This is a genomic window from Desulfococcus sp. (assembly GCF_041737845.1).
Classification (GTDB): domain Bacteria; phylum Desulfobacterota; class Desulfobacteria; order Desulfobacterales; family Desulfococcaceae; genus Desulfococcus.
Genome location: NZ_JBGSQX010000055.1, coordinates 1 through 21,422, shown reverse-complemented (window position 1 = coordinate 21,422; position 21,422 = coordinate 1). Strand labels below are relative to the sequence as shown.

The 21,422-nt window shown below is 56.8% G+C and carries 16 protein-coding genes and 1 riboswitch; of the genes, 9 read left to right on the top strand and 7 right to left on the bottom strand.

Annotation, left to right across the window (positions count from 1 at the left end; all coding sequences use genetic code 11):
* Positions 1 to 334: 334 nt before the first annotated feature.
* The 5 genes from ACEW8N_RS06150 to ACEW8N_RS06130 form a co-directional block, all read right to left on the bottom strand.
* A complete protein-coding gene (locus ACEW8N_RS06150) occupies positions 335 to 775 on the bottom strand; it encodes a hypothetical protein (protein WP_373498928.1) in 441 nt (146 codons plus the stop codon).
* Positions 776 to 1,026: 251 nt separating this feature from the next.
* The gene (locus ACEW8N_RS06145) at positions 1,027 to 1,284 is read right to left on the bottom strand and encodes a hypothetical protein (protein ID WP_373498927.1); all 258 of its coding nucleotides are present in this window, start codon (positions 1,282 to 1,284) and stop codon (positions 1,027 to 1,029) included.
* 427 nt (positions 1,285 to 1,711) lie between these two features.
* Positions 1,712 to 3,292, bottom strand: a complete 1,581-nt coding sequence (locus tag ACEW8N_RS06140) for an oleate hydratase (protein WP_373498926.1) — start codon at positions 3,290 to 3,292, stop codon at positions 1,712 to 1,714.
* Between the two features lie 197 nt (positions 3,293 to 3,489).
* Positions 3,490 to 4,254: a hypothetical protein gene (locus ACEW8N_RS06135; protein WP_373498925.1), complete on the bottom strand. Its 765-nt coding sequence runs from the start codon at positions 4,252 to 4,254 to the stop codon at positions 3,490 to 3,492.
* A gap of 399 nt (positions 4,255 to 4,653) precedes the next feature.
* Positions 4,654 to 5,961: a serpin family protein gene (locus ACEW8N_RS06130; protein ID WP_373498924.1), complete on the bottom strand. Its 1,308-nt coding sequence runs from the start codon at positions 5,959 to 5,961 to the stop codon at positions 4,654 to 4,656.
* Positions 5,962 to 6,886: 925 nt separating this feature from the next.
* On the opposite strand from ACEW8N_RS06130, the gene ACEW8N_RS06125 reads away from it, so the two are divergent.
* Genes ACEW8N_RS06125 through ACEW8N_RS06110 form a run of 4 tightly spaced genes read left to right on the top strand, consistent with a single transcriptional unit; the run spans position 6,887 to position 10,431 of the window.
* Positions 6,887 to 8,026, top strand: coding sequence for an MlaE family ABC transporter permease (locus tag ACEW8N_RS06125; protein ID WP_373498923.1), 1,140 nt, complete (start codon positions 6,887 to 6,889; stop codon positions 8,024 to 8,026).
* A 51-nt stretch (positions 8,027 to 8,077) separates the two neighbouring features.
* Positions 8,078 to 9,169, top strand: coding sequence for an MlaD family protein (locus ACEW8N_RS06120; RefSeq protein ID WP_373498922.1), 1,092 nt, complete (start codon positions 8,078 to 8,080; stop codon positions 9,167 to 9,169).
* Between the two features lie 2 nt (positions 9,170 to 9,171).
* Positions 9,172 to 9,807 (top strand): membrane integrity-associated transporter subunit PqiC, encoded by a 636-nt coding sequence (locus ACEW8N_RS06115; protein ID WP_373498921.1) that lies wholly within the window; start codon positions 9,172 to 9,174, stop codon positions 9,805 to 9,807.
* 15 nt (positions 9,808 to 9,822) lie between these two features.
* Positions 9,823 to 10,431, top strand: a complete 609-nt coding sequence (locus tag ACEW8N_RS06110) for a TlpA family protein disulfide reductase (RefSeq protein WP_373498920.1) — start codon at positions 9,823 to 9,825, stop codon at positions 10,429 to 10,431.
* 36 nt (positions 10,432 to 10,467) lie between these two features.
* Here ACEW8N_RS06110 and ACEW8N_RS06105 read toward each other — a convergent pair whose 3' ends face one another.
* Together ACEW8N_RS06105 and ACEW8N_RS06100 are read right to left on the bottom strand one after the other, a co-directional pair.
* Positions 10,468 to 11,379, bottom strand: coding sequence for a metallophosphoesterase (locus tag ACEW8N_RS06105; protein WP_373498919.1), 912 nt, complete (start codon positions 11,377 to 11,379; stop codon positions 10,468 to 10,470).
* The gene (locus ACEW8N_RS06100; RefSeq protein ID WP_373498918.1) at positions 11,376 to 12,230 is read right to left on the bottom strand and encodes a CoA pyrophosphatase; all 855 of its coding nucleotides are present in this window, start codon (positions 12,228 to 12,230) and stop codon (positions 11,376 to 11,378) included. Before ACEW8N_RS06100 ends, ACEW8N_RS06105 begins: the two co-directional genes overlap by 4 nt.
* A 153-nt stretch (positions 12,231 to 12,383) precedes the next feature.
* Here ACEW8N_RS06100 and ACEW8N_RS06095 point away from each other — a divergent pair, with 153 nt between their 5' ends.
* The 5 genes from ACEW8N_RS06095 to ACEW8N_RS06075 all read left to right on the top strand — a co-directional run.
* Positions 12,384 to 13,022: a YkgJ family cysteine cluster protein gene (locus ACEW8N_RS06095; RefSeq protein ID WP_373498917.1), complete on the top strand. Its 639-nt coding sequence runs from the start codon at positions 12,384 to 12,386 to the stop codon at positions 13,020 to 13,022.
* On the top strand, positions 13,019 to 14,938 hold the full coding sequence (locus ACEW8N_RS06090; RefSeq protein ID WP_373498916.1) for a molybdopterin-dependent oxidoreductase: 1,920 nt from the start codon (positions 13,019 to 13,021) through the stop codon (positions 14,936 to 14,938). Before ACEW8N_RS06095 ends, ACEW8N_RS06090 begins: the two co-directional genes overlap by 4 nt.
* Positions 14,928 to 15,623, top strand: coding sequence for a hypothetical protein (locus ACEW8N_RS06085; RefSeq protein ID WP_373498915.1), 696 nt, complete (start codon positions 14,928 to 14,930; stop codon positions 15,621 to 15,623). The genes ACEW8N_RS06090 and ACEW8N_RS06085 overlap by 11 nt, the downstream gene beginning before the upstream one ends.
* 150 nt (positions 15,624 to 15,773) lie before the next feature.
* Positions 15,774 to 15,851: riboswitch (cyclic di-GMP riboswitch) on the top strand.
* A gap of 131 nt (positions 15,852 to 15,982) precedes the next feature.
* A complete protein-coding gene (locus tag ACEW8N_RS06080; RefSeq protein WP_373498914.1) occupies positions 15,983 to 18,796 on the top strand; it encodes a hypothetical protein in 2,814 nt (937 codons plus the stop codon).
* Between the two features lie 187 nt (positions 18,797 to 18,983).
* Positions 18,984 to 21,422, top strand: a 2,439-nt coding sequence (locus ACEW8N_RS06075) for a C25 family cysteine peptidase (protein ID WP_373498913.1), incomplete at its 3' end; no start/stop codon positions are given.

Genomic DNA, 21,422 nt, shown 5'->3' with positions numbered 1-21,422 from the left:
TAGGTATAATTTTAAAGTATCGGTTGTTCTAATTTTGCAGAATCGGACGAAACGAGTAACCTCGGAAAATCTTCGTGGAAAAATGCTATGCGAAAAGCGATCGAAAAGCAACTGAAAATTGGCCAAATAGAATTGCTTTGGAAAGGCTTGATTCATGTGGGTCGCCCCCGAGTTCCACCACAGGCCTCTGCCATTTGTGGCCGACCTCCAGGCGCGTTCCTCGTTTAGCCCACGTTTCATCAAGCCCTCAGCTCCACTCCGAAAAATAAAGAAGCCGGGACATCATAAGTCTGGGCTTTTTTGTTTTCATCCCGTCGAAAAGCCGCATTCTGGGTTATACACCCAGCCCCATCTGGGGTTGAGCTGAACGGAGATAGTCGGCGAAGGTTTCATTGTAGAGTGCCCCGGGTTTTTTCGACTGCAAATGCTTCACCGCCGCCTCGCCCGCCATCCCCAGATACACCAAAATCAGCCCTGTCACCAAGGCCGAACGGTTCAATCCCAGCATGCAATGGCACAACACCCTATACCCCCCCTTCACCAGCGTCGCACCCAGTTGCGCCACGGCATGGAGCTTGCCCAGGTCGGGCAGATCCACGTCATAGAACGGAAAATAGATGTAGAGGATATGGTTGGGAATGGTCGGAACACCGATATCCAGGTCGCCGTCGAGGTCGAAGATCACGGAGATGCCCAGGGCCTCGATGGCCGGCCAGTCATCAATGTCGGATGCGAGATAAAGAGTGCCGGATTCATCAAGCGGCAGGATGTCCATAGGATGATTGCTCCATCTGTAAGTTGATGCGGGATGCCCGAGTTTGGGGGGGAGGGCGTTTCACCCCCCTTCCGTCGAGGCGTTGATTGCGGCGCTATCCCTTGCATGCAAAGAATTCGTGCATTCGGCTCCCCATACGCGACAGAAACGAGGTTCTGATTTACCTCGGCATCCTGACCAACATCGGCGTCTGAATGCCGAGATTTTGAATCATAATACTTGAGTGGCGGCGCGCAAATTCGTTTTAATGGTTATCTTCCTTTAAACATGAATAAAAGTGCCATAAATGGAGCTATCACAAAAAATGTCACCCCGATGAAGATGATAAACAACTGATCCTTTAGCTTGTCTGTGGATTCATCAATCCGTTCAAGGAGTTCGCGGTGATCGTCTGCCTGCATGGCCCGGCGCTTTCGAAGCCATGTCACGAGGGCTAAAACAGTGATCGCGGCCGGATAACTCACCGCCAGCAGCGCAAAAAAGATAACAACGTTAGCTATTGCAATCATAATACAATATCTCACTACTACGGCGACATATGAACTCCAAGCGCATGCGCTGTCTCGGGTGCATTTTTTCTGTGAGATGAGTATGCAATGTCATTTGGGCGTGAACTTATGGGGTGAAAGCCCCCATGTATGAACCCTGTCAATATCTTGAGATATAGACATAAACATCAGCCGAAGGCAAGGGCGTTGTCGAAAAACAGGGGCTGAAGGAAGCCGGAGCAAAGTGAGGTCTCGACGAACAGGATTTTGATGAAGGCAGGCATCCATTTTAAAAGCCGGTTAAAAATCCTTGAAACTGGATCCGTATCGAAAGGCTTCACAGGCCAAAATTGACCCAAAATTCGCGGCCCAAACGCATTGTCATCTTATTTATCGGAGCATCACATCCAGTTTTTGACTTTTTTCGTGTTTTTTTCTGCTGCAATCGCTACCCAAGAATGATCTTCAGGGCGCTGACCAGCGCGTAGGGATGTTCCAGCCCCCTGTATGTCGGGGGGATCTCCCGGGCAAGGCCCAAGAGGGCGGTGACGGCCAGCCGCGCTGAATGGACCGAGTACTCTACCGTGTAAACAACGTCGTCGGGGATCTCGCAATACTGACCGATGAAGGCGAAATTGGCGGTCCCCTGGGGGATCACCTCCGGCCGGTCGCCCCGGGATCTCGGCATGAACTGGCTTGTCGTATAGGGCAACATGCAGGGAATACAGTTCGCCCCCTGTATGAGGGCAGGAATGTGGGGCTGGAAACCGAGATGAGAGAAAATCTCAACAAGGATCTCCTCGCCGGTGCAGTCGGACATTCGCTTTCCCACATACGCGCCGACCCGGTCCGGGAAGAGCCCGCAGCCCCACCATACGAAGCCTCCCTCGGGCTGGTCCGCGTAGGCCGGCGGATGAAAGAGATGGAAAGTCGCTCGCCAGGGCGAACTTTTCAGTGTCACGAGGCCGCCGCATCCCGCCGGGCTGCCGCTGAAACTTTCCATCAGCGTGAAAAAGCGGTCATCCGAGTGCGTCACCGTAAAGGTGACCCATTTCGTCCGATCGATCTGTCCGCAGAAGACGGCAGGGTGCCCAAAAACAGGGGCCTTTTCGGCAAGACGCTCCCAGAGCGCCCATGCGCCCCCGGCTCTCTCTGTCCGCAGAACGGGGGCAGCAGACATGGATCCTAGGCTCGAATCGGCCGTCATGGATCCCAGGGTGGTAATGACCAGATCCCCATCACCCGCCGTGATGTCGTCCGGCGTGCCGTCCCGGAGGCAATGGATATGCCGCACGCTCTTCTTGCCGTTCACGTTCGCGAAGTCCAAATCAATGACCTGAACGCCCGTCTCGAAACGGACGCCGTGTTCGGCGAGCCATCTGACCAATGGCCGAACAATGCTGTCGTAGGTGTTGTATCGGGTGGAATGGATGATCCTCAATGTCGGGAGGTCCGGAAACAATCTCAGGAAACGGAGAAAATAGCGCCTCAGTTCCATGGCGCTGTGCCAGGGTTCGAATCCGAACATGCTGGACCACATGAGCCAAAAATTCGTCTCGAAGAAATGGGGCGCGAAGCAGTCTTCGATGGGTGTCGCCTCCAGCGACGCCTCCGATTGAAACATGAGCCTGACCAAATCCACCTGGTCCCGGTTGTCAAGGCCCAAGACCCGGGGGTCTGCAATCCGCTGGTTCTCGACCAGTCTGGCCTTGGCTTCCCAAGGCGTCGATTTCCAAAACGCGAGCATGTCTTGGGTCACCGATTTGCCGGGGGCGTCGAGCGACGGAATGCCCGCAAGAAGGTCGTATGTCAGAACATAGGCCGCACCGTACATCCGGCTCCCGCGCATCGAGTATCCTGCCTCGGGGGAGCCTGCGGCGTCCAGACTCCCGCCGATCTGCATCTTTTCGAGAATATGGATATCCGTGCCGGGAAAATGGCCGTCCCGGATGAGGTACACCGCCGCGGCAAGCGAGGCGATGCCGCCGCCGATAAGATAGGCTTTTATAGGATTACGCATATTGGTCATTTCCGCCTCCGGGATTTTTTTCTGTGGGTGTCGGTGGTCGACTCAAGCCGCTGTGACTTCTTCTCGTCGCTCAACTCGCGACGCAAGACCTTTCCAATCGGCGTTTTGGGGAGGACGCTGCGGAATTCGACATGGCGCGGCACTTGCTTCTTTCCAGCCCTTGAAGCAGAAAGCCCCAATGGGAAAAAACGACGGCGTCATGCCGGTTTTCTGCGCCTGCGCCGAAACGCTTCGGTCGTCCAGCGGATCAAGAGCCAGAGCAAGTTCTTCCACGTGACGGGCACCAGGGTAAGAAGGCCCTCTCCATCGTGGTAACCGGGGTTCCTCTTAAGGAAGTACTTGACGTCCGGCTGGTCACAGTGGGACCAAAACGACAGGTCTGTTTTGTCGTTTCGAACTTTCCAACCGACCCGAACGACAAGGGGGTCGTCGCGGCAGGCCGGTCCGACCCCGAGCATCTTTGCCGCTTCAAACATGAAACGGAGGATATCGGGGGGTGTTTCGCGCCTGTATGAGGGGTATATTTCAATGCAGTTTCGAAAGATTGACAGGTAGCTGGACGGATGGACCAGTGTGCCGAGGTAGTACACCTTTCGGACGGGATGAAGCCACTTGTATCGACAGTATTCGGTAAGGGCGAAGGGTAGCGTGGCGTGCCTGCGCCGGCAGGAGCGCAGTAAGCCTGCTTCGGCTCTGAAAAACGCCGTGATTTCACTACTGCTTGGCTTGACTTCGAACAAATGGATCGCATAATAGCCAACCAATTTCTTTTGGTCGTTGCGAAAGATCTTGACCCTGGTCCTCGCGGCGTCCGGGCGGAAAATGTAATCGGTAAAACTTTTTAGATCAACACCCTCAAATATCCGACATTGAACCGCATAAAGCTCTTGAATAAAGCGCCGCCGCTCCTCTTGTCCAAGGCGTCCTGGATCTATGATTTCGCTTTTTGTGATAAATGCCAAGTGGGTTATCCTCGAAAAAAAGCGTTGATTTCAACATGCCTATCGATCAACGCTTCTGGTCCCTTGTGTCAGAATACATATGACATCAAATTGGCAGAAGAGGAATCGCAACCTCCTCCTCGCCCTCTTTGCCGCGAAAATATTCGGAAAGGAGACGGTTATAGGACCGTTTTGTGGCGGTTTCGATGCAGTGCTTTTTGAGATCCAGATCTATTTCCAACATGAAGCCGATCCCTTTCTATTGCTTTTAACAGCCTATTGTACAGCTCCTGCCCGGCTCTTTTTATGAGGGTGCTTTCATTCGGTTCAATCACGATTTGTATTGGTATCCTGCAGAAAATCGCCTTCAGGGATCATTATTCATGATCTCTGGTATCGTAAGAGGGGGTAGTCGTGACGCTACTCCCTATCCCGTTGTGCGATCTTTCTCGGATTCGATATCCATCCTGCGAACAAAATACTTCGACTCTCGTTGTGTACAATCATGAACAGGAACGGATGATCAGCATGGAACTGAACCAGCCTCGGCCGAGGCGGTCCGCTGCAACCGAAAGAGATGTGCACCGTTGAGGTTGCCGCTGCTGCTTTCGTCCCTTCCTCATGGACGTCTATCCATCCATCGTGATAGATTTCCGAGATGTAAATTCGAAATGCCTCAAGCTTCTTGATGATCATCCTGTCGAAATCGGCTTTCTGATTGCTGAACGCCGACTTCACTCCCATTGCCGAGAGAGCCTCCTTCACCCTGAGATGACTCTTCATTTCGAACTTGGGAAAAACAACATCTACTTCATGAGCAAAGGCCCTCCGCTTCAACTCAAGGATCTGCTCCATAGTCACGTCCTGCATCAGCTGCCGGATGCCGATTAGGTTAATAGGCAAGATGACATACATCGAATATAGATTGTCGATGTAGGGAATCTCAAGGAACTTCAGTTTAGCGTTCTCCGAATACGGCAGCAGTGACCGTTGATGCATCATCGGTGTTTCCATCGTGGCCGTTTCGTCGGTATGGAAGGTTCGATTTCGCGTAGAGGCTTTGTCGAACCGGCTGCCCCAGTCTGCTTTGAAGTAGACCGCATTCACTGTAACGAGAGTTGGTTCATCAATGATTCCAGTGTCGCTTCGCGACTTGAAATCACTGGGTTCGACGCTTCTCTGTATCTTGCCGCGTGTTTTCTCGGAGATCCATTTGTTGATGTCCTCGCTCACGCGCTCTTTCTGCTTGAACTCCACGCGATGAAGAGATGCATCAAAAGCCCTTTGGATTTCCTCTACGTATTCTTTCCGGAAATCGGCGTAGGTCTCGTCGAGCCAAGCGGAATTGGCCAGTGTTATGTCAATTCGCTTGTGCTTGTCGGACCTGTGCAATTGTTGCCACAAGCCTTTGATTTCCTTGAGCAGTGCGCCGTTTTCCTCTGGAAAATGAAATGCCCTGGCCAACTCTTTCCTCGTATCACCGCCGCTAGCGATGTAGCTCATGGCCAGGCCGTGGAAGATGCTTTGAGGTGATAGAATCGTGTTTGCAGGAAGGTCTTTTCCCCCGGAATGCTGTTTCAGTAGATCCATGGTGAAGGTATTGATTCGTTGACTGATATCAGGAATTTTGGAATCAAGCCTATCGGCCCGATCTGCACCAAGAACCATGAACAAAATGGCAAAAAGCACGAATGTCCGGCACACCATCTTTAATTGCGGCAGTCTCATTCTACTCTCCTCGTACAACGCCCCGCTTTCAGCAGGGGCGGCTACCTCACGGTGGGTTTGGCGTTGGCTTGGAATGGAAATGCAAAAAGCCTCCAATGGAATCCGAAGACCCGATGGAGGCTTTTATTGGGGCAATTTCATGAAGATCGCTTTTCTGGTCATCATCCCGCCATACCTTTTCAAGGAGAGAGATGTTAATGCTTTCAGGCAAAAACCATTTCGCATAGGAAGGCTGAGCAAGATATGAATTTTTGCCTTGGAGGCTGGAAAAGGATAAAATTATTTTTTTCTTGAGCCCCCATATAGAGGAAAAAGCTGCTCTTGCAAATAGGGATCTCGGCTCAAATTCATGAGGAGAATACCCCATCCTGTCTGGGGCTTACACTCGATTCATGTAACACAGATCTCAACGATTCTTGCATGATACCTGAATATCAGCACATTCAAGTATTGCAATGGCAATCTTCAGTTCTTGGAACAAGGCCTGCATCCCAAATCCTTTCCGAGATCAATGGCGGCGGTGATGCTCCATGGCCATTTCAACACCGGGAGCATCGATGAACGGCATCTGATATCGTGGGGGATGCCTATTCCCTCTGGATTTCCAGAGGGCGTTCAGTTCGTTTCCTGACAATTCGCGCCCAAGACTGTTTCCTGTCCGGCATGTCCGAGTTGAATCGGGGTTTTTGCCCCCTCAGCTTTGCCAACCTGACAAAAAGACTCGGGACGTTTCCCCGGGCCTTTTTTGTTCACCGTGGCCGCCCCCCAGGCCAAACCCCGGAACCCTTCCGGGCCATCCCGACGGGCCATAATTCTGTTGCAATCCCGCCCGATATGCAGTAGTAATCCAAAAAATTTATACTTTCAGGATAGTTAAATATTTTTTGAGGTTTATCCGAGCTTTTGTCCCTGGACTTGCCCGATCATGACGCCTGCCGACACCCCCAAACACATCGATGTCACCCCTCCGGAGGGCGGGACCCTCAGGATCGTGCTGGGAGGGGACTGGTTGATCCAGGACGGCATGCCCCCGGCGGATGAGATCATCGCCCGAATCGATCCGGATTCCGTCAAATCGGTGATCCTGGAAGGGGAAGGCATCGGCGAGTGGGACAGCAGCCTGCTCGGTTTTGCATTGAAGCTGACGCAGACGCTCGAAAAAAGGGAGATCCGCGTGGACCTCTCGCACCTTCCCAGAGGGGCCCGGAGCCTTCTCTCGCTGGCCGCCGCCGTCCCGGAACGTAAGGACGCGCGCCGGAACGGCGCCCCTCCCCCGGCGATTGAGCGCATTGGAAACACGGCAATCGCCATCCTGGGGGGCTCCCGGGAGACGGTCGATTTCATCGGGGAGGCCGCCCTGGCCTTTTTCAGGCTGACCCTGGGAAAGGCGCGCTTCCGCCGGTCGGATTTCGCGCGGGTCATCCAGGGCTGCGGCCCGGGGGCCCTTCCCATCGTCAGTCTGATCAGCGTCCTCGTCGGCCTGATTCTGGCCTTTGTCGGGGCGGTCCAGCTCGAAATGTTCGGCGCCGAAATCTATGTGGCCAATCTGGTGGGGCTCGGCATGGCCCGGGAGATGGGGGCCATGATGTCCGCCGTCATCATGGCGGGTCGGACCGGGGCGGCGTTTGCGGCCGAACTGGGCTCCATGCGGGTCAATGAGGAAATCGACGCCCTCACCACCCTGGGCATCTCCCCCATGGAATTCCTGGTCCTGCCGCGGCTGCTCTCCATGATGCTGATGATGCCCCTCCTCTGCCTGTATGCGAACCTCATGGGGATCGCGGGCGGGGCCCTCGTCGGGGTGACGATGCTCGACATCAGCCCTTCGGCCTATCTCCAGCAGACCCGGGAAGCCCTGGACCTGACCCATTTTGCGGTCGGCCTCGTCAAAAGCGTCGTCTTCGGGGTCATCGTCGCCCTTGCCGGCTGCCTCAGGGGGATGCAGTGCGGCAGGAGTTCCTCCGCCGTGGGCGTGGCGACGACGTCGGCCGTGGTCACCGCCATCGTCTGCATCGTCGTCTCGGATGCGATGCTCACGGTGATCTTCAACATTATCGGAGTGTAAGATCCGCCATCGATCTCAACCCAAGGAGCGGTCAAGGAACCATCGCCTGCCATGAGCCAGAAAGCCAACCCGACCCTCATCGGTCTTTTCGTTCTGGGCGCCGTCGCCCTGTTCACCATCGGGATCCTGATCTTCGGCTCCGGAAAATTCTTCCGGGAAAGCAAGACCTATGTCATGTACTTCCAGGGGGACGTCGCCAACCTCAAACCCGGCGCACCCGTGACCTTCAGGGGCGTCAAGATCGGTTCGGTCACCGCAGTCGTTCTCAATTTCGACGCCCGCGACATGGCCCTCCGGATCCCCGTCTTCATTGAAATCGACAGCCGCCAGATCCGCTTGGTGAACGGGACGATGCCCCCGATGGAGCGGGACAACATCATGCCCGAACTCGTCAAGCGCGGGCTGAGGGCACAGCTCAAGATGCAGAGCCTCCTGACGGGCCAGTTATTGGTGGAACTGGATTTCCACCCGGAAACCCAGCCCCGGCTACTGGGTCAGAAGGCATCCCTCAACGGCGAGGAATACACGGAGCTGCCGACCATCCCGTCGGAGATCGAGCGGATCCAGAAGACCCTCAAGCAGCTCCCGTTCGAGACCATGGTGGCCAAGGCCATCTCCTCCCTCGAGGCCATCGAGGAGATCGTCAAATCCGAGGACCTGAAGGCGGCCCTGGGCGCCTTCACCGCGACCATGAAGAACGTCGAGGCCCTGACCGCCACACTCAACCGACAGGTCCCGGAAATCGCGGCCTCGGCCGGAGAGACCCTCACCCAGATTCGACAACTGGCCGCCCACGCGGATCAGGACGTCACCAGCCTGAGCGCAAAGCTCAACGCCGCTCTGGACGATGCCCGCGTCATGGTGGGCGGCACCGGGAGGCTGGTGAGCGACCTGGACAGCCAGGTCCGGCCCGTGGCGAAGGACATTCGCCAGACCATGGCATCCGCCCGCACGACCCTGAAGCGCGCGGATGAGGCGCTGGAGGCCTTCAAGGGCATCGCCTCCAAGGACGCCGCCATGGGCTACAGGCTTTACAGCGCCCTGGATGAACTCTCCAACGCGGCGCGCTCCATCCGCATCTTCGCGGAATACCTGGAACGTCACCCCGAAGCGCTCATCCGGGGGAAAGAAGGAACCCAATAGTCATGACACAGCGATTTCTTGCGGCTTTCGTGATCCCGGCGATCCTTGCGGCGCTCCTTTCGGGCTGCGGCAGGACGGCCATGACACGCTTCTACAGCCTGAGCCCCATCCCCGCCGCCGAAACAGCGCCCGGGGATCTCCGGCCGTTGGGGGGCAAGGCCGTCGGCATCGGGCCGGTTGATCTGCCGGACTATCTCGACCGCCCCCAAATCGTCATCCGCACCAGCCCCCACGAACTCCGCCTCGCGGAATTCGATAAATGGGCCGGCACCCTGAAAAACGCCGTTCCCCAGGTCATCGCCGAAAACCTGGCCGTATTGCTGGGCTCGGATCAGGTGTTCACCTTTCCCTGGAAAAGCGGCCTGCCGATCCACTATCAGGTCATCATCGACATTCAGCGTTTTGACGCGCAGATGGGGTCTCACGTCGATCTTCAGGCCCTGTGGACGGTGTTCGAAAACGACGGCAGGAAGCCGCTGTCCACCCGGAAATCAACGATTCGAAAACCCCTGGCCGGCGCTGATTACGCCGCCGTCGTCCAGGCGGAAAGCCTGGCTATCGCGGCCCTCTCCGGGGAGATCGCGGCCGCCCTGGCGGACATCGACCGGCCTCAAGGCCACCGCACACCCCACCCTTAAGCCGGAGGAGGCTTCATGCCCCGAAAAAACGACAAACCCGCCGGGCCGTTCGCCGTCAACACGCTCACCATCACCGCCATCACCCTGATCGGACTCATGGTCGGTGCTTACGTGATCTACAGTCTGGTTGTCCGGGGGAACGGCACGGGGGAGGCACCCCTTCCCCTGCCGCGCCCCCCCGCCGCGTCCGAAACAGCGGACCTGGGCGCCTTTGACTACAGCAGCGCCGTCACCTCCCTGGACGGCACCGAAACGTCCATGTCCGCGTTCAAGGGCAAGGTGATCTTTCTCAATTTCTGGGCGAGCTGGTGCCCGCCGTGCATCGTCGAACTCCCCAGCATCCAGCGTCTCCATGACGGGATGAAGGAGGCCGGCGACATCGCCTTCCTGATGGTTTCCACCGAGGAAGCGCGGAACATCCGGGCCTTTTTGGACCAGCGGCGGTATGACTTCCCGGTCTATATCGGGGACAACCGCCTGCTGAACGCTTTCCGCGTCTCGGCCTATCCCGCGACCTTCGTCCTGGACCGGCGGGGCCGGATCGTCTTCAAGCACATGGGGGCCGCGAAATGGGATGACAAGGCCTTCATGGCCTATCTGGACCAGCTCGCCCGGAACCCGTGATCGGTACAAAAAAGAGGGGCGTAATGGGGGGCGGCCTTACGGGGAAGAACGCGGCGCTTCCTCTCCGGGCTCCCGGAGAATGCGGACGACGGGGCCGCCGGAGGGCCCTGCCGCGATCTCCAGCAGGACATACCGGAGCCTGGCCCCCGGACCGTTTTCCTGGCCCGGATTGATGCAGAGCGCCCCGCCGATATGGGTGTGAACCCGGCCCGACCGGCGGGGCGACTCATGGATGTGCCCGTGAAGGGAGGCCAGGAGCTGCCCTTTTGCCGCCCACCGCTCGATAAACCGCCGGATGCTGAGGCTCCCCACCTGGAGGCCGCTCTGGATCACGTCCAGGGGGGTGCCGTAGGGCGGGGAATGGGAAACGAGGATAAACGGCCCCCGGACTTCGGCCGAGAGCCGGTCCATGTCGAGGGCGATGGTGTCGCCCGCGGCAAGATCCAGGGTGTGCGCTTCCAGCCGCCCGCCACCGGAGCGATAGCCGTCCAGCCGGACCCGGTTTTCGGGAGGATGGGGCCGGTTTCGGGTGTCGGGCTTCTCCCAGTCTTTCCGGCCGAAGGGGGTCGGCGGCACGCACATGTAGCCGATGAGGTCGATCCCGGCCGAAGGGTCCAGGCGGTGCCGCCGCATGTGGATCAGATGGAAGAGGGTCCCGTCATGGCGCGTCATCAGGTCGCGGCCCGAGAGCCAGTCGTCGTTTCCGAGATCGAGGTAGACGGGGACGGGCCGCTTTTCCCGGAAGACGGAAAGCGCGGGGATCATGACCCTGACAAGGTATTCCCTCTGGGCCCCGAGAGGGCCGAGGGACGCCCACCGGGGAAGGTGGTGCGGGATGATGTCCCCGCCGATGACAATGGCGTCGACGCCGCTCGTGAAGGCAACCGACAGCGCGGCCTGGAGGTGGCCGGGGTCGGCATGGATGTCCGCGGTATAGAGAATCTTCATTTGCCTGTGATATACCTCCCGCCCAGCCTGCCGGCGATGACCGGCAGGCCCGCCGTGTCCGGCGGATGAAAGTCCAGAACGGATTCCATGAAATTCATGACGATGCGATAGGTCACGCCCCAGAGAAGCTCCGCCCCGCTCTCGCTTTCGAACCTGAAACAGGGAAAGTCATCGGTGATCCGATTCGCCTGGCGCGCCACGCTGCGGGAAAACGTGACCCGGTAATTGGCGTATCGATCTATCTCCCAGAACCATGCCAAGGGGATGCGGATGATCTTCTCAACCTCCCAGTTGGTCCGGAACCGCCGCTGACGGGAAATCCAGCCGACCATGGGATATATCTTCCGCTTGAAGAGCCTCAGGCAGAAGGGTGGCATGGGTCCGAGAAACCGGACCCCCAGGGGATTGAGACGCATCTCCTCGAACCCCTCGCGCAGCGCGGTGGCAAGCAGGAGGGGCATGGCGCCGCCGTGGAAAGCCTTCTCCCGTCGCCAGCCGGGCCAATAGGGCCATCGCCCGAGGGGCAGGCCCGGCAGGACCAGCAGCTTCGAAAGAAACGCATCCACGACCGGGGCGATACCCCCGCCCGGACAGCAGATGTCCCCCGGCTGGGGAACCCTGGCGGACCGCTTGTTCAGGATCAGGCAGGGCCCCCGGCCGCCCTGATGCCCCACCAGCAGCAGGACCGCCGACGCCCCCGAGCCCCGCTCGGTCGGGTCCGCACCCGTTCCGTATTCGCTCCGGCCGATGTCAAACAGCCGGCGCGAGATATGGGCCGCAAGGACATCGGCATTTTTCAGGAGCGCCCTCCTGGATTCGGGCCTCGGTTCAGTATGGTCGTTTCGGCTCATCTTCTTTCATCCTTCAAAGAGCGGGAAGTATAAACAAACCGGCCGGCTTCCACAACGCTTTTCATGAAACGGGGGTTTTGAAAATTGAAAGAGGCGGCAATCTGTGGTATTACAGCCCATCTTTAAACTCCCAACAACGAAGCGAACCCCGCCATGAACCTTGCCAGAATGACAAAGCACCTCCAGGACATCTACGACGAATTCGAAACCGCCGTCGCATGCCATAAACAGGCGGCCGTCTGCCGGGCCGGATGCGCCTTCTGCTGCACCACCGTGGGCGACGTCGATATCACCACCCTGGAAGGCATCATCATCCGGAATCACCTTTCGTCGCTGCCGAAAAAAATCCGGCTGCGCCTGGAAAAGGCCGTGGCCGAAAACCGGCGGGAGAAGGAACGCCAATCCATAGTCCCTTGCCCGTTTCTCGCCGGCGACAGGACCTGTTCCATCTATGCGGTCCGCCCCTTCAGTTGCCGGCGGCTCTACTCGGTGAAGCCCTGCGGCGAAACGGGGCCCACCCTCCACCGGGAGGCCGCGGCCCTCTCCGATGCTGCGGTCACGGCCCTCCAGCAGCTCGACGACACCGGGTACTCGGGCCACATCAGCCATATCCTCCACCTTCTCGATATGCCCCGGTTCCGGAAGCACTACCTTTCGGGCGGATTCGATCCGGCGGATATCATGGATTTCGGCAAGGCACACCGCATCGTCATCAACCGTTTCGCGGCGGCCCGGAAACCGGATATGCAGCCCCATCCGGCCATTTCGCAGCAGCCGGTGGTGCTTCCATGACAGACGATATTATCACCGCCTGCACCATGGACTGCCCGGATGCCTGTTCGATGCTCGTCACCCGCCATCCCGACGGGAGCGTCCGCCTCCAGGGCAACCCGGACCATCCCTTCACCTCCGGATTCATCTGCAAAAAGATAAGGCACCATCTCCGTAGGCTCCAATCCCCGGACCGCATCACCCGGCCCCTCCTGCGCCGGGGGGCGAGGTGGCGGCCCATCGCGTGGGACGACGCCCTGGACCTCTGCGCGGAAAAGATCCAGGCCGCACGCGCCGAACCGGCCTCGATCCTGCACATCATGAGCGACGGCGCCAAAGGGGTGCTCAAGCAGACGACCAAGCTCTTTTTCGCCCGCCTGGGCGCCACCCGGACCCGGGGGTCCCTTTGCGACGCCGCCGGATTCATCGCCTCGGTCCACGACTTCGGGTCCCGGAAAAACAACACCATCGAGGACCTGCACAACGCCGCCCGGATCGTCAACTGGGGCAAGGATTTTTCCCGGAGTTCGATCCACATGTCGGCCATCATCAAGAATGCCCGAAAATGCGGCACAACCGTCCTCACCATCTCCCCCGGCGGCGACGGCAACGCCCCATTTTCCGACGCCTTTGTCCGGATCCGCCCGGGCACGGATCGGTTTCTCGCGGCGGCCGTGGTCAAGCGGTTCATCGAACACGGCCTCATCCCGGAGGAGATCACCGCCCGCACCCACAATTTCGCCCGCTTCTGCAAGGCACTGGCCGAGTTTCCCGAAGACCGCCTGATGGCACGGTGCGACGTCGCCCGCGAGGATATCGACGCCGTCTTCCAGTGCTACGCGCCCGAAACCCCCACGGCCACCATCATCGGCGCCGGCCTGCAGCGGTATGGACGGGGCGGGGAGAACGTCCGGTTCATCAATGCGCTGACGCTCCTGTCCGGCAACATGGGGCGGGCCGGCGGAGGGAGCTGCTTCCATCTCCACTCCCTGGGAAATTTCAATCTGGACTGGACCCGGGATCCGGACGGAAAGCCGCGGCGGGCCTTCGCGATGCCTGCCGTGGGCCGGGAGATCCTGGGGGCCGATCCGCCCGTCCGCATGCTCTGGGTCAACGGCGTCAACATCGTGAACCAGGGCCCCGACTGCCGCGAGATCGCCCGGGCCTTTGCATCGGTGCCGTTCAAGGTGGTGGTGGACGCCTTCATGAACGATACGGCCGACCGCGCCGACCTGATCCTTCCCGCGGCCCTGATGCTGGAGCAGGAGGACGTCATCGGCTCCTTTCTCCACGACTACATCCAGCATGCGCCCGCCGTGTTCACGCCGCCGGGCGAGGCACGGTCCGATTACCGGATCATCTCGGAGCTGGGAAAACGGCTGTCGCCCCCCATCCTCCTGCCGGCCCCCGAGGCGTGTTTCGAGCAGGCCCTCGACTCGCCTTGGATCGACGGCAACTGGGCGACCCTCAAGGCCCGAGGCACCCTCCGGGCGCAAAAACCCGACATCGCTTACGCGGACATGGTCTTCGACCACGCCGACGGCAGGGCAAGGCTGCCCGTCGACCTCCACGACGAGCCCGACCCGCCGCCGGAATTCCCCCTCCGGTTTCTGACCCTGGTACGCCGGGAGGCGATCCACTCCCAGATCCTCCCGGAAGACCAGGAAACCCCGCCCCGGGTCTGGATCTCGCCCGACTGCCCGGCCCTGACATCCATCGATTCGGAGAAGCCGGTGGACGTGGTCTCCCCCCTGGGGCGGCTCCGGGTCTCCCTGCACCTGCTGTCGGGCCTCCATCCCGGGGCTGTCGTCTATCGTCGGGGGGACTGGATGAAATGCGGCGGCGGCGCCAACCAGCTCGTCGCCGCGGAGTTGACCGACATCGGCGGCGGTGCGGCCTTCTACCATCAGTACGTGAGGATCGAGAATGGCCGGTAGCACGCAGACCACCCACGACCGGCTGTTGGATTACTGCAGCGGGTGGTCGAGCGATATCGGTGACCTTTCCGATGAGAACGCCCATATCGCCTATTTCCGGCAGGAACTGCCGCGCCTCCTCCTGGACCTGCCCCTTGTCCGGTCCCTCCTTTCGGACATCCGGGCAGGTGCGGCCTATCCCGATATCCGGAAGACGGGCTTTTTCGAAAATGAAATCCTCCTCTATATAGACGACCGCAGGCGGTTCTCCCTCCGCCTCTATTTCCACGCGGGGGGTGAATACACGGTCATCCACGACCACAACGCCTGGGGCGTGTCGGGCGTAACCTCGGGAAGGCTGGGCGTGGTCTGGTACCGGCTGGAGGGCAAGGGTCCCGAAGGCAGGGATGCAGCCGAGGGGGGCGCCCCGGACCCTGCCCGCCTGGTGCGGATCGACCGCCGGATCCTCTCCGCGGGCGAAGTCACCGTCACCCGCCCCCTAGCCCCGGGCATCCACCAGACCGGCAACCCCGATGCCCTCCCCAACATGATGCTCACGGTCTACGGCAGGCCCGCCCGACGGCTCTACATCCATGAATACGACCCGGTCACCTTTCGGGCCTTCCGAAGGTATCCGCCCAGGATCCGGAAGCAGCGGTTCGCGAGTGAGGTGATGAAGGCATTGGACGGCCCGCCGGAACCATGACCGGTCATTCCGGCAATCTCAAGTCACATCACCACGCCGCGACGGCAAATTTCAGGAGAGATTTTTCCCATTCATAGGTATTTGTACCTACTTTAGTTTAGGCAGTTGTACCGATTGACATTTTTAGATTTGTCTTGTAGCAGTAACAGAAATATATAAAGCCAAACCTACCGAAAGATAGGGACGGAAAGCCACGGATCTTGTCAAAAAGACAGCCGGGTTGCTGATGATGAAATATTTTTCATTCGGCAGCCCGGCTTTTTTTGTTGCGCGACGGTGTTTCAGATATTCGAATCCCTTTTGGAGTTGATTCGCAATTGTAGTTCATTCCTCTATATCTCAATAAAGGAGAAGAACCGATGAAACGAGCGCTTTCCACACCCTTCGTTATGTTATCCATCCTGGCTTGCCTTTTAAGTGGCCCATCGTCAGCCTCTGAAATTATGGAAATTCCTATCTATGCCCCTTTCGTTTCTGGCGATGGCAAAGCCGTGGCCGGTACAGAAAAATATGGGCCCCGCACAATTCGTTGGACAGAAGAAGAAGGCATCACAATCGTTAATGACGGCAGCGATGATGGGGAATACTTCCATCCAACCGGCATCAACTGCGACGGTTCCGTTATAGTCGGATATATAGAGGGTAGCATGCATTCTGTGTATCCTTATCGTTGGATAGAATCCGAAGGGATGATGCGTATTGGCTTCCGGAACAAATTGTGGCCTGATTTATGGTTTTACGCATCAGCTTATGATGTCTCATCCGATGGCACTGTAATTACAGGAACGGGCACTTCGGATTCAGAATTTGAATATCCAACAGATAGTGGCTTTGTTCTCTGGTACCTATCTGAAGATATGGATGATTTGTTAAATCCGGCATCAGACGGTAGTGAGGGTCAGGCCATCTCCGGCGACGGGCGGACTGCCGTCGGAAATACTTTTTATGATATCAATAGCGATGGATACATGGACCTTAGTACAGAAGAATTTTTTTTCAAATGGACCGAATCGGAAGGCTTTAAGGATATTGATCTTGGGCATGCATCCGACATATCCGCAGACGGACAGGTCATCATTGGCACCGCGCCGAGCGGGCAGGCCTTTCGATATACCGATGCCGGCGGCATGCAGGAGATCGGCGATTTCTCGCCCCAAAAAACCAATGGTAACGGAACGGTTATTATCGGTGATGGGCATGTCTGGGATAGCATCAACGGGCTTCAATCCATCGAAGATTACCTGCTGTCGAAAGGCGTTGATCTTGATTCCGATAATTGGGTCATCGAGTCGGTGACGGATATATCGGATGATGGGAAGGTCATCGTGGGCAAAGGATACAGCATCGTGGGGGTCGTTATTGACAACCACGATTCGGGCTTCATTACCGGCCCGAGTGAATGGTCATGGTCTTCTTTTACCCCTGGCGGTTATGGCGGATCCTATCAGTATGCACCGACCGGCGACGGCAGCAAGTCTGCTATCTGGACCTTTCAAGGCACCGGCCAGATGGGGCGTTATGAAATACTTGCCCAATGGACAGCGGGGACCAATCGAGCGAAAGACGCGACATATAAAATTTACGATAGTTATGGCCAAATAGGCAGCGTTAAGGTTGATCAGACAAAAAATGGCGGGAAATTTAACTCGCTTGGAATTTTTTTTTCTGAGTTCGGGAACTTTAAAGTCATTTTAAATGACAACCGATCCGGCTACGTCATTGCCGATGCCGTCAAGTTTGTCTTTGCAGATAAGGGCTGGATGGCAAAACTCGATGAAGCAGATATACCGACGCTGAGCCGCATCGAAATTGAAGGATCCTCCAGTGTGGATGAAAACGACAGCGCCGCTTACCTTTGCCGAGCCTACTATGAGGACGGGACGACCGAACCGGTAACAGCAGTCACCTGGTCTGTTGACTGCTCCTATGCGGATATCGACGGCTCCGGCCTTCTGACCGCCTATGAGGTGGACGGCGATATGTCCTGCCGGATCACGGCCGCCTACACAGCCGACGGGATTACCAAAACTGCTTCAAAGGACATCTCTGTCATGGATGATGATTCTCTGGAACCGGTTGAAATCATCATCGACAACAAAAATACGGGCTTTGCTTCAGGTCCGACTGCGTGGACCTGGTCTCAATTCACGCCCGGTGGATATAATACAAGTTATCAGTATGCTCCGATCGGCAGCGGCAGCAAATGGGCCAAGTGGACATTCACCGTCAGCACCCCTGGCGAATATGAGGTTTTCGCCCAGTGGACCTCGGGCGACAACCGGTCGCCGGCTGCGCCCTATACCGTCAAAAACGGCGCGAACACATGGAAGGTGGCCGCCAACCAGACGCGGAACGGCGGACAGTTCAATCTTCTCGGCACCTATCCGCTTTCGGCCGGAACCCTGGAGGTGTTGCTGAATGACACGCCCACGGGGGTTGTGATCGCCGATGCGGTCAAGATCGTTTCCGAGGGCACGCCTCCAATCAAAAGCTTGGACCGCATCGAAATCGAAGGGCTGGCCTCGATACCCGAAAACACGAGTCAGAATTACATTTGCCGGGCACACTATACCGACGGGACGACCGAACAGGTAACCGCCGACATCTGGTCGGATGACTGCATTGATGCCGATATCGATGGTACCGGCATTCTGACGGCGTATGAGGTGGACGGCGATATGTCCTGCCGGATCACGGCCGCCTACACAGCCGACGGGATTACCAAAACCGCTTCAAAGGACATCTCTGTCATGGATGATGATTCTCTGGAACCGGTCGAAATCATCATCGACAACAAAAACGCGGGCTTTGCTTCAGGTCCGACAGCGTGGACCTGGTCCCAATTCACGCCCGGTGGATATAATACAAGTTATCAGTATGCTCCGATCGGCAGCGGCAGCAAATGGGCCAAGTGGACATTCACCGTCAGCGCGCCCGGCGCGTATCAAATTCTCGCCCAGTGGACCTCGGGCGACAACCGGTCGCCGGCTGCCCCGTATACCATCAAAAACGGTGCAAACACCTGGACGGTGACGGCGAACCAGACACGGGACGGCGGGAAGTTCAATCTCCTCGGCGCCTACCCTCTCACGGCCGGAACCGTGGAGGTCGTGCTGAAGGATACGCCGACGGGATATGTGATCGCCGACGCGGTCAAGATCATGACACCGTAGGACTAAAGCCGGTTAGCAAAGTCGACTGCGGATAAGCCGTTATTGGGATCTCGATGCATCTTCTCCGCAGTAGATCCGTTCCAAAATTATGCATTTTTACCGATTGACATTGTTGAATTTCTGGCTCTTCGTGGATTAACGTGAAAAACGAATTAATGCTCATAATCTAAAACGAAAGGAGAGACCCTTGAGGGCCAGCAAACGAATAATCAACTTATTAATATTTTTGTTTTTTCCATCATTAACCTTCCTTCTTTTTGCAGACACATATGATCCTTTGGTATATGCTTGGGAACCAACCGACAACACAGCATTTCTAAACGTCTCTCTAAATCCGGAACCTTCGCCACTAAAGTTTGATGTTGTGGCAGAGAACGGCTCCCTATCCGTAATCATTGACAGCGGCACCTTGAACATTACCCCTGCTGGCCATGATGTAACCTTAAGCATGGATAGCTTCAATACTCATATGTCGCCCGGAGATCCCATGGTCCCTGTCCGCGTGGTGCACATGGCCCTGCCACCCGATGCCGATCTCGAAACCCTGGCGTTTTCCCATTCCGTCCTTGCAGAAAGAGTCCTGAACGGTGTCTATTCTGTCGCTCCCGCGCCACCAATGGCCACTTGGGACGGTACGCGCACGATAACGGATTGGGGCGAAGACAAGAACATCGTCGATAACCGCAATATAAACGTTTACGGTTCGGACGCCTTCTTCGTAGCCGAGGTTGTCGAGCCTGCTCCCTATAGTCAATTACGCAAATGGCAAATGGCTCAGTTCGCTTATTATCCAGTCCAATACAACCCGGTCACTGGAAAACTTCGCATAGTCGAACGCATCCAGGTGGACATCTCTTACAAAACCATAGCCAAAGCGCAAAACGCATCGAATTTCTCTTTGACCGATGACGGTATGGAAGATAGAGCTGCTGTAATCATAGATAATTATGCCCAAGCTGCACCATTGTATACCCTTGAAGGCGAGTTGCATCCATCGGTCGATTTCGACTATGTCATTCTTACTACCGAAAGGATCGTCGAAAACTCGACTCGACTGAATGACTTTGAGTCCTTCAAGGAGAATCAAGGCTACAGCGTGCTGACTGTTACAGAAAACGCCCGGTACACATCCGTTGGAGGTTCGAGCAGCGGACCGGGTTGGGGAGGTGGCACCGGCGACACCGCGGCCGAGAACATCCGCTCCTGGATCCGGAACAACTACCTGCTTCTGGGTATTGACTACGTTCTGCTTATAGGCAATCCCGACCCATTTTATGGGGATATCCCGATGAAAATGTGCTGGCCGCGCCTGGGGGCGACTCGTTATCCTGAATATGATCACGCACCGACAGACTATTACTATGCCGATCTTACAGGAAACTGGGATTTGGATGGCGACGGAAACTACGGTGAATATTACGGCGATTTCGGATCGGGAGGCATCGATACAAATGTTGAGATCTATGTCGGTCGAATCCCCATCTATAATCCGTCTTCAATCGAACTTGATCTGATCTTGCAGAAAACGATTGAATATGGAACCGAAGTCGGTGATCTGGGCTGGCGAAAAAAAGTTCTGCTTCCTATGGAGCCATCCGATGATTTAACTCACGCATGGCCTCTTGCGGAGAACATCCGCAACGAATATGCAAATCCGGCGGGCTGGAATTCATACCGCATTTATGATGAGGATTACGGAAAGAGTCCTGAAAAAACGCCTTGCAATGCGACCAACGTCCAAAACGAATGGCAAAACCGCTATGGTCTTGTAACCTGGTGGACCCACGGTTCGATCACCACCGCGGTGGACGTCTTTGACATCAGCAGTTCCATCAACCTCGATAATGCCCATCCTTCGTTTACCTTCCAATGCTCATGCAATAATGCCTATCCCGAATACGAGGATAACCTCGGATATTCATTGCTCGTAAACGGTGCGATCGGGACGATTTCAGCAACTCGAGTGTCTTGGTATTATGTAGGTGATTCCTTTTGGGAAATCAGTGGCGGCAATTCATATATGGCCGACCGGTATTCGAAGAAGATCATCGACGCCGTTCCCTCGGGAAAGGCGCTTTTCGACATGAAAATGGAAGCATCTATCAATACCGAGGGTAATTGGATGAATTTCCTGGTCTTCAACCTATACGGTGACCCTGCGTTGAAAATTGACGACGCCGGTCTTTCACTCCCCCCAATAGAAACGATCATCGACAACAACAACGCGGGCTTTACTTCAGGTCCAAATGCGTGGACCTGGTCTCAATTCACACCCGGTGGATATAATACAAGTTATCAGTATGCTCCGATCGGCAGTGGCGGCAAATGGGCCAAGTGGACATTCACCGTCAGCACCCCAGGTGAATATGAAATCTTCGCCCAGTGGACCTCGGGCGACAACCGGTCGCCGGCTGCACCCTATACTATCAAAAACGGCGCAAAGACATGGAAGGTGACGGCGAACCAGACACGGGACGGCGGACAATTCAATCTTCTCGGCACCTACCCGCTTACGGCCGGAACCTTGGAGGTGTATCTGAGTGACACGCCAACGGGGGTCGTGATCGCTGATGCGGTCAAGATCGTTTCCGAGGGCACGCCTCCGATCAAGAGCTTGGACCGCATC

What these genes read in the sequence shown, in the direction of transcription:
- ACEW8N_RS06150 (WP_373498928.1), bottom strand. Translation starts at nt 775, where the DNA reads ATGGACATCCTGCCGCTTGATGAATCCGGCACTCTTTATCTCGCATCC.
- ACEW8N_RS06145 (WP_373498927.1), bottom strand. Translation starts at nt 1,284, where the DNA reads ATGATTGCAATAGCTAACGTTGTTATCTTTTTTGCGCTGCTGGCGGTG.
- ACEW8N_RS06140 (WP_373498926.1), bottom strand. Translation starts at nt 3,292, where the DNA reads ATGACCAATATGCGTAATCCTATAAAAGCCTATCTTATCGGCGGCGGC.
- ACEW8N_RS06130 (WP_373498924.1), bottom strand. Translation starts at nt 5,961, where the DNA reads ATGAGACTGCCGCAATTAAAGATGGTGTGCCGGACATTCGTGCTTTTT.
- ACEW8N_RS06125 (WP_373498923.1), top strand. Translation starts at nt 6,887, where the DNA reads ATGACGCCTGCCGACACCCCCAAACACATCGATGTCACCCCTCCGGAG.
- ACEW8N_RS06120 (WP_373498922.1), top strand. Translation starts at nt 8,078, where the DNA reads ATGAGCCAGAAAGCCAACCCGACCCTCATCGGTCTTTTCGTTCTGGGC.
- ACEW8N_RS06115 (WP_373498921.1), top strand. Translation starts at nt 9,172, where the DNA reads ATGACACAGCGATTTCTTGCGGCTTTCGTGATCCCGGCGATCCTTGCG.
- ACEW8N_RS06110 (WP_373498920.1), top strand. Translation starts at nt 9,823, where the DNA reads ATGCCCCGAAAAAACGACAAACCCGCCGGGCCGTTCGCCGTCAACACG.
- ACEW8N_RS06105 (WP_373498919.1), bottom strand. Translation starts at nt 11,379, where the DNA reads ATGAAGATTCTCTATACCGCGGACATCCATGCCGACCCCGGCCACCTC.
- ACEW8N_RS06100 (WP_373498918.1), bottom strand. Translation starts at nt 12,230, where the DNA reads ATGAGCCGAAACGACCATACTGAACCGAGGCCCGAATCCAGGAGGGCG.
- ACEW8N_RS06095 (WP_373498917.1), top strand. Translation starts at nt 12,384, where the DNA reads ATGAACCTTGCCAGAATGACAAAGCACCTCCAGGACATCTACGACGAA.
- ACEW8N_RS06090 (WP_373498916.1), top strand. Translation starts at nt 13,019, where the DNA reads ATGACAGACGATATTATCACCGCCTGCACCATGGACTGCCCGGATGCC.
- ACEW8N_RS06085 (WP_373498915.1), top strand. Translation starts at nt 14,928, where the DNA reads ATGGCCGGTAGCACGCAGACCACCCACGACCGGCTGTTGGATTACTGC.
- ACEW8N_RS06080 (WP_373498914.1), top strand. Translation starts at nt 15,983, where the DNA reads ATGAAACGAGCGCTTTCCACACCCTTCGTTATGTTATCCATCCTGGCT.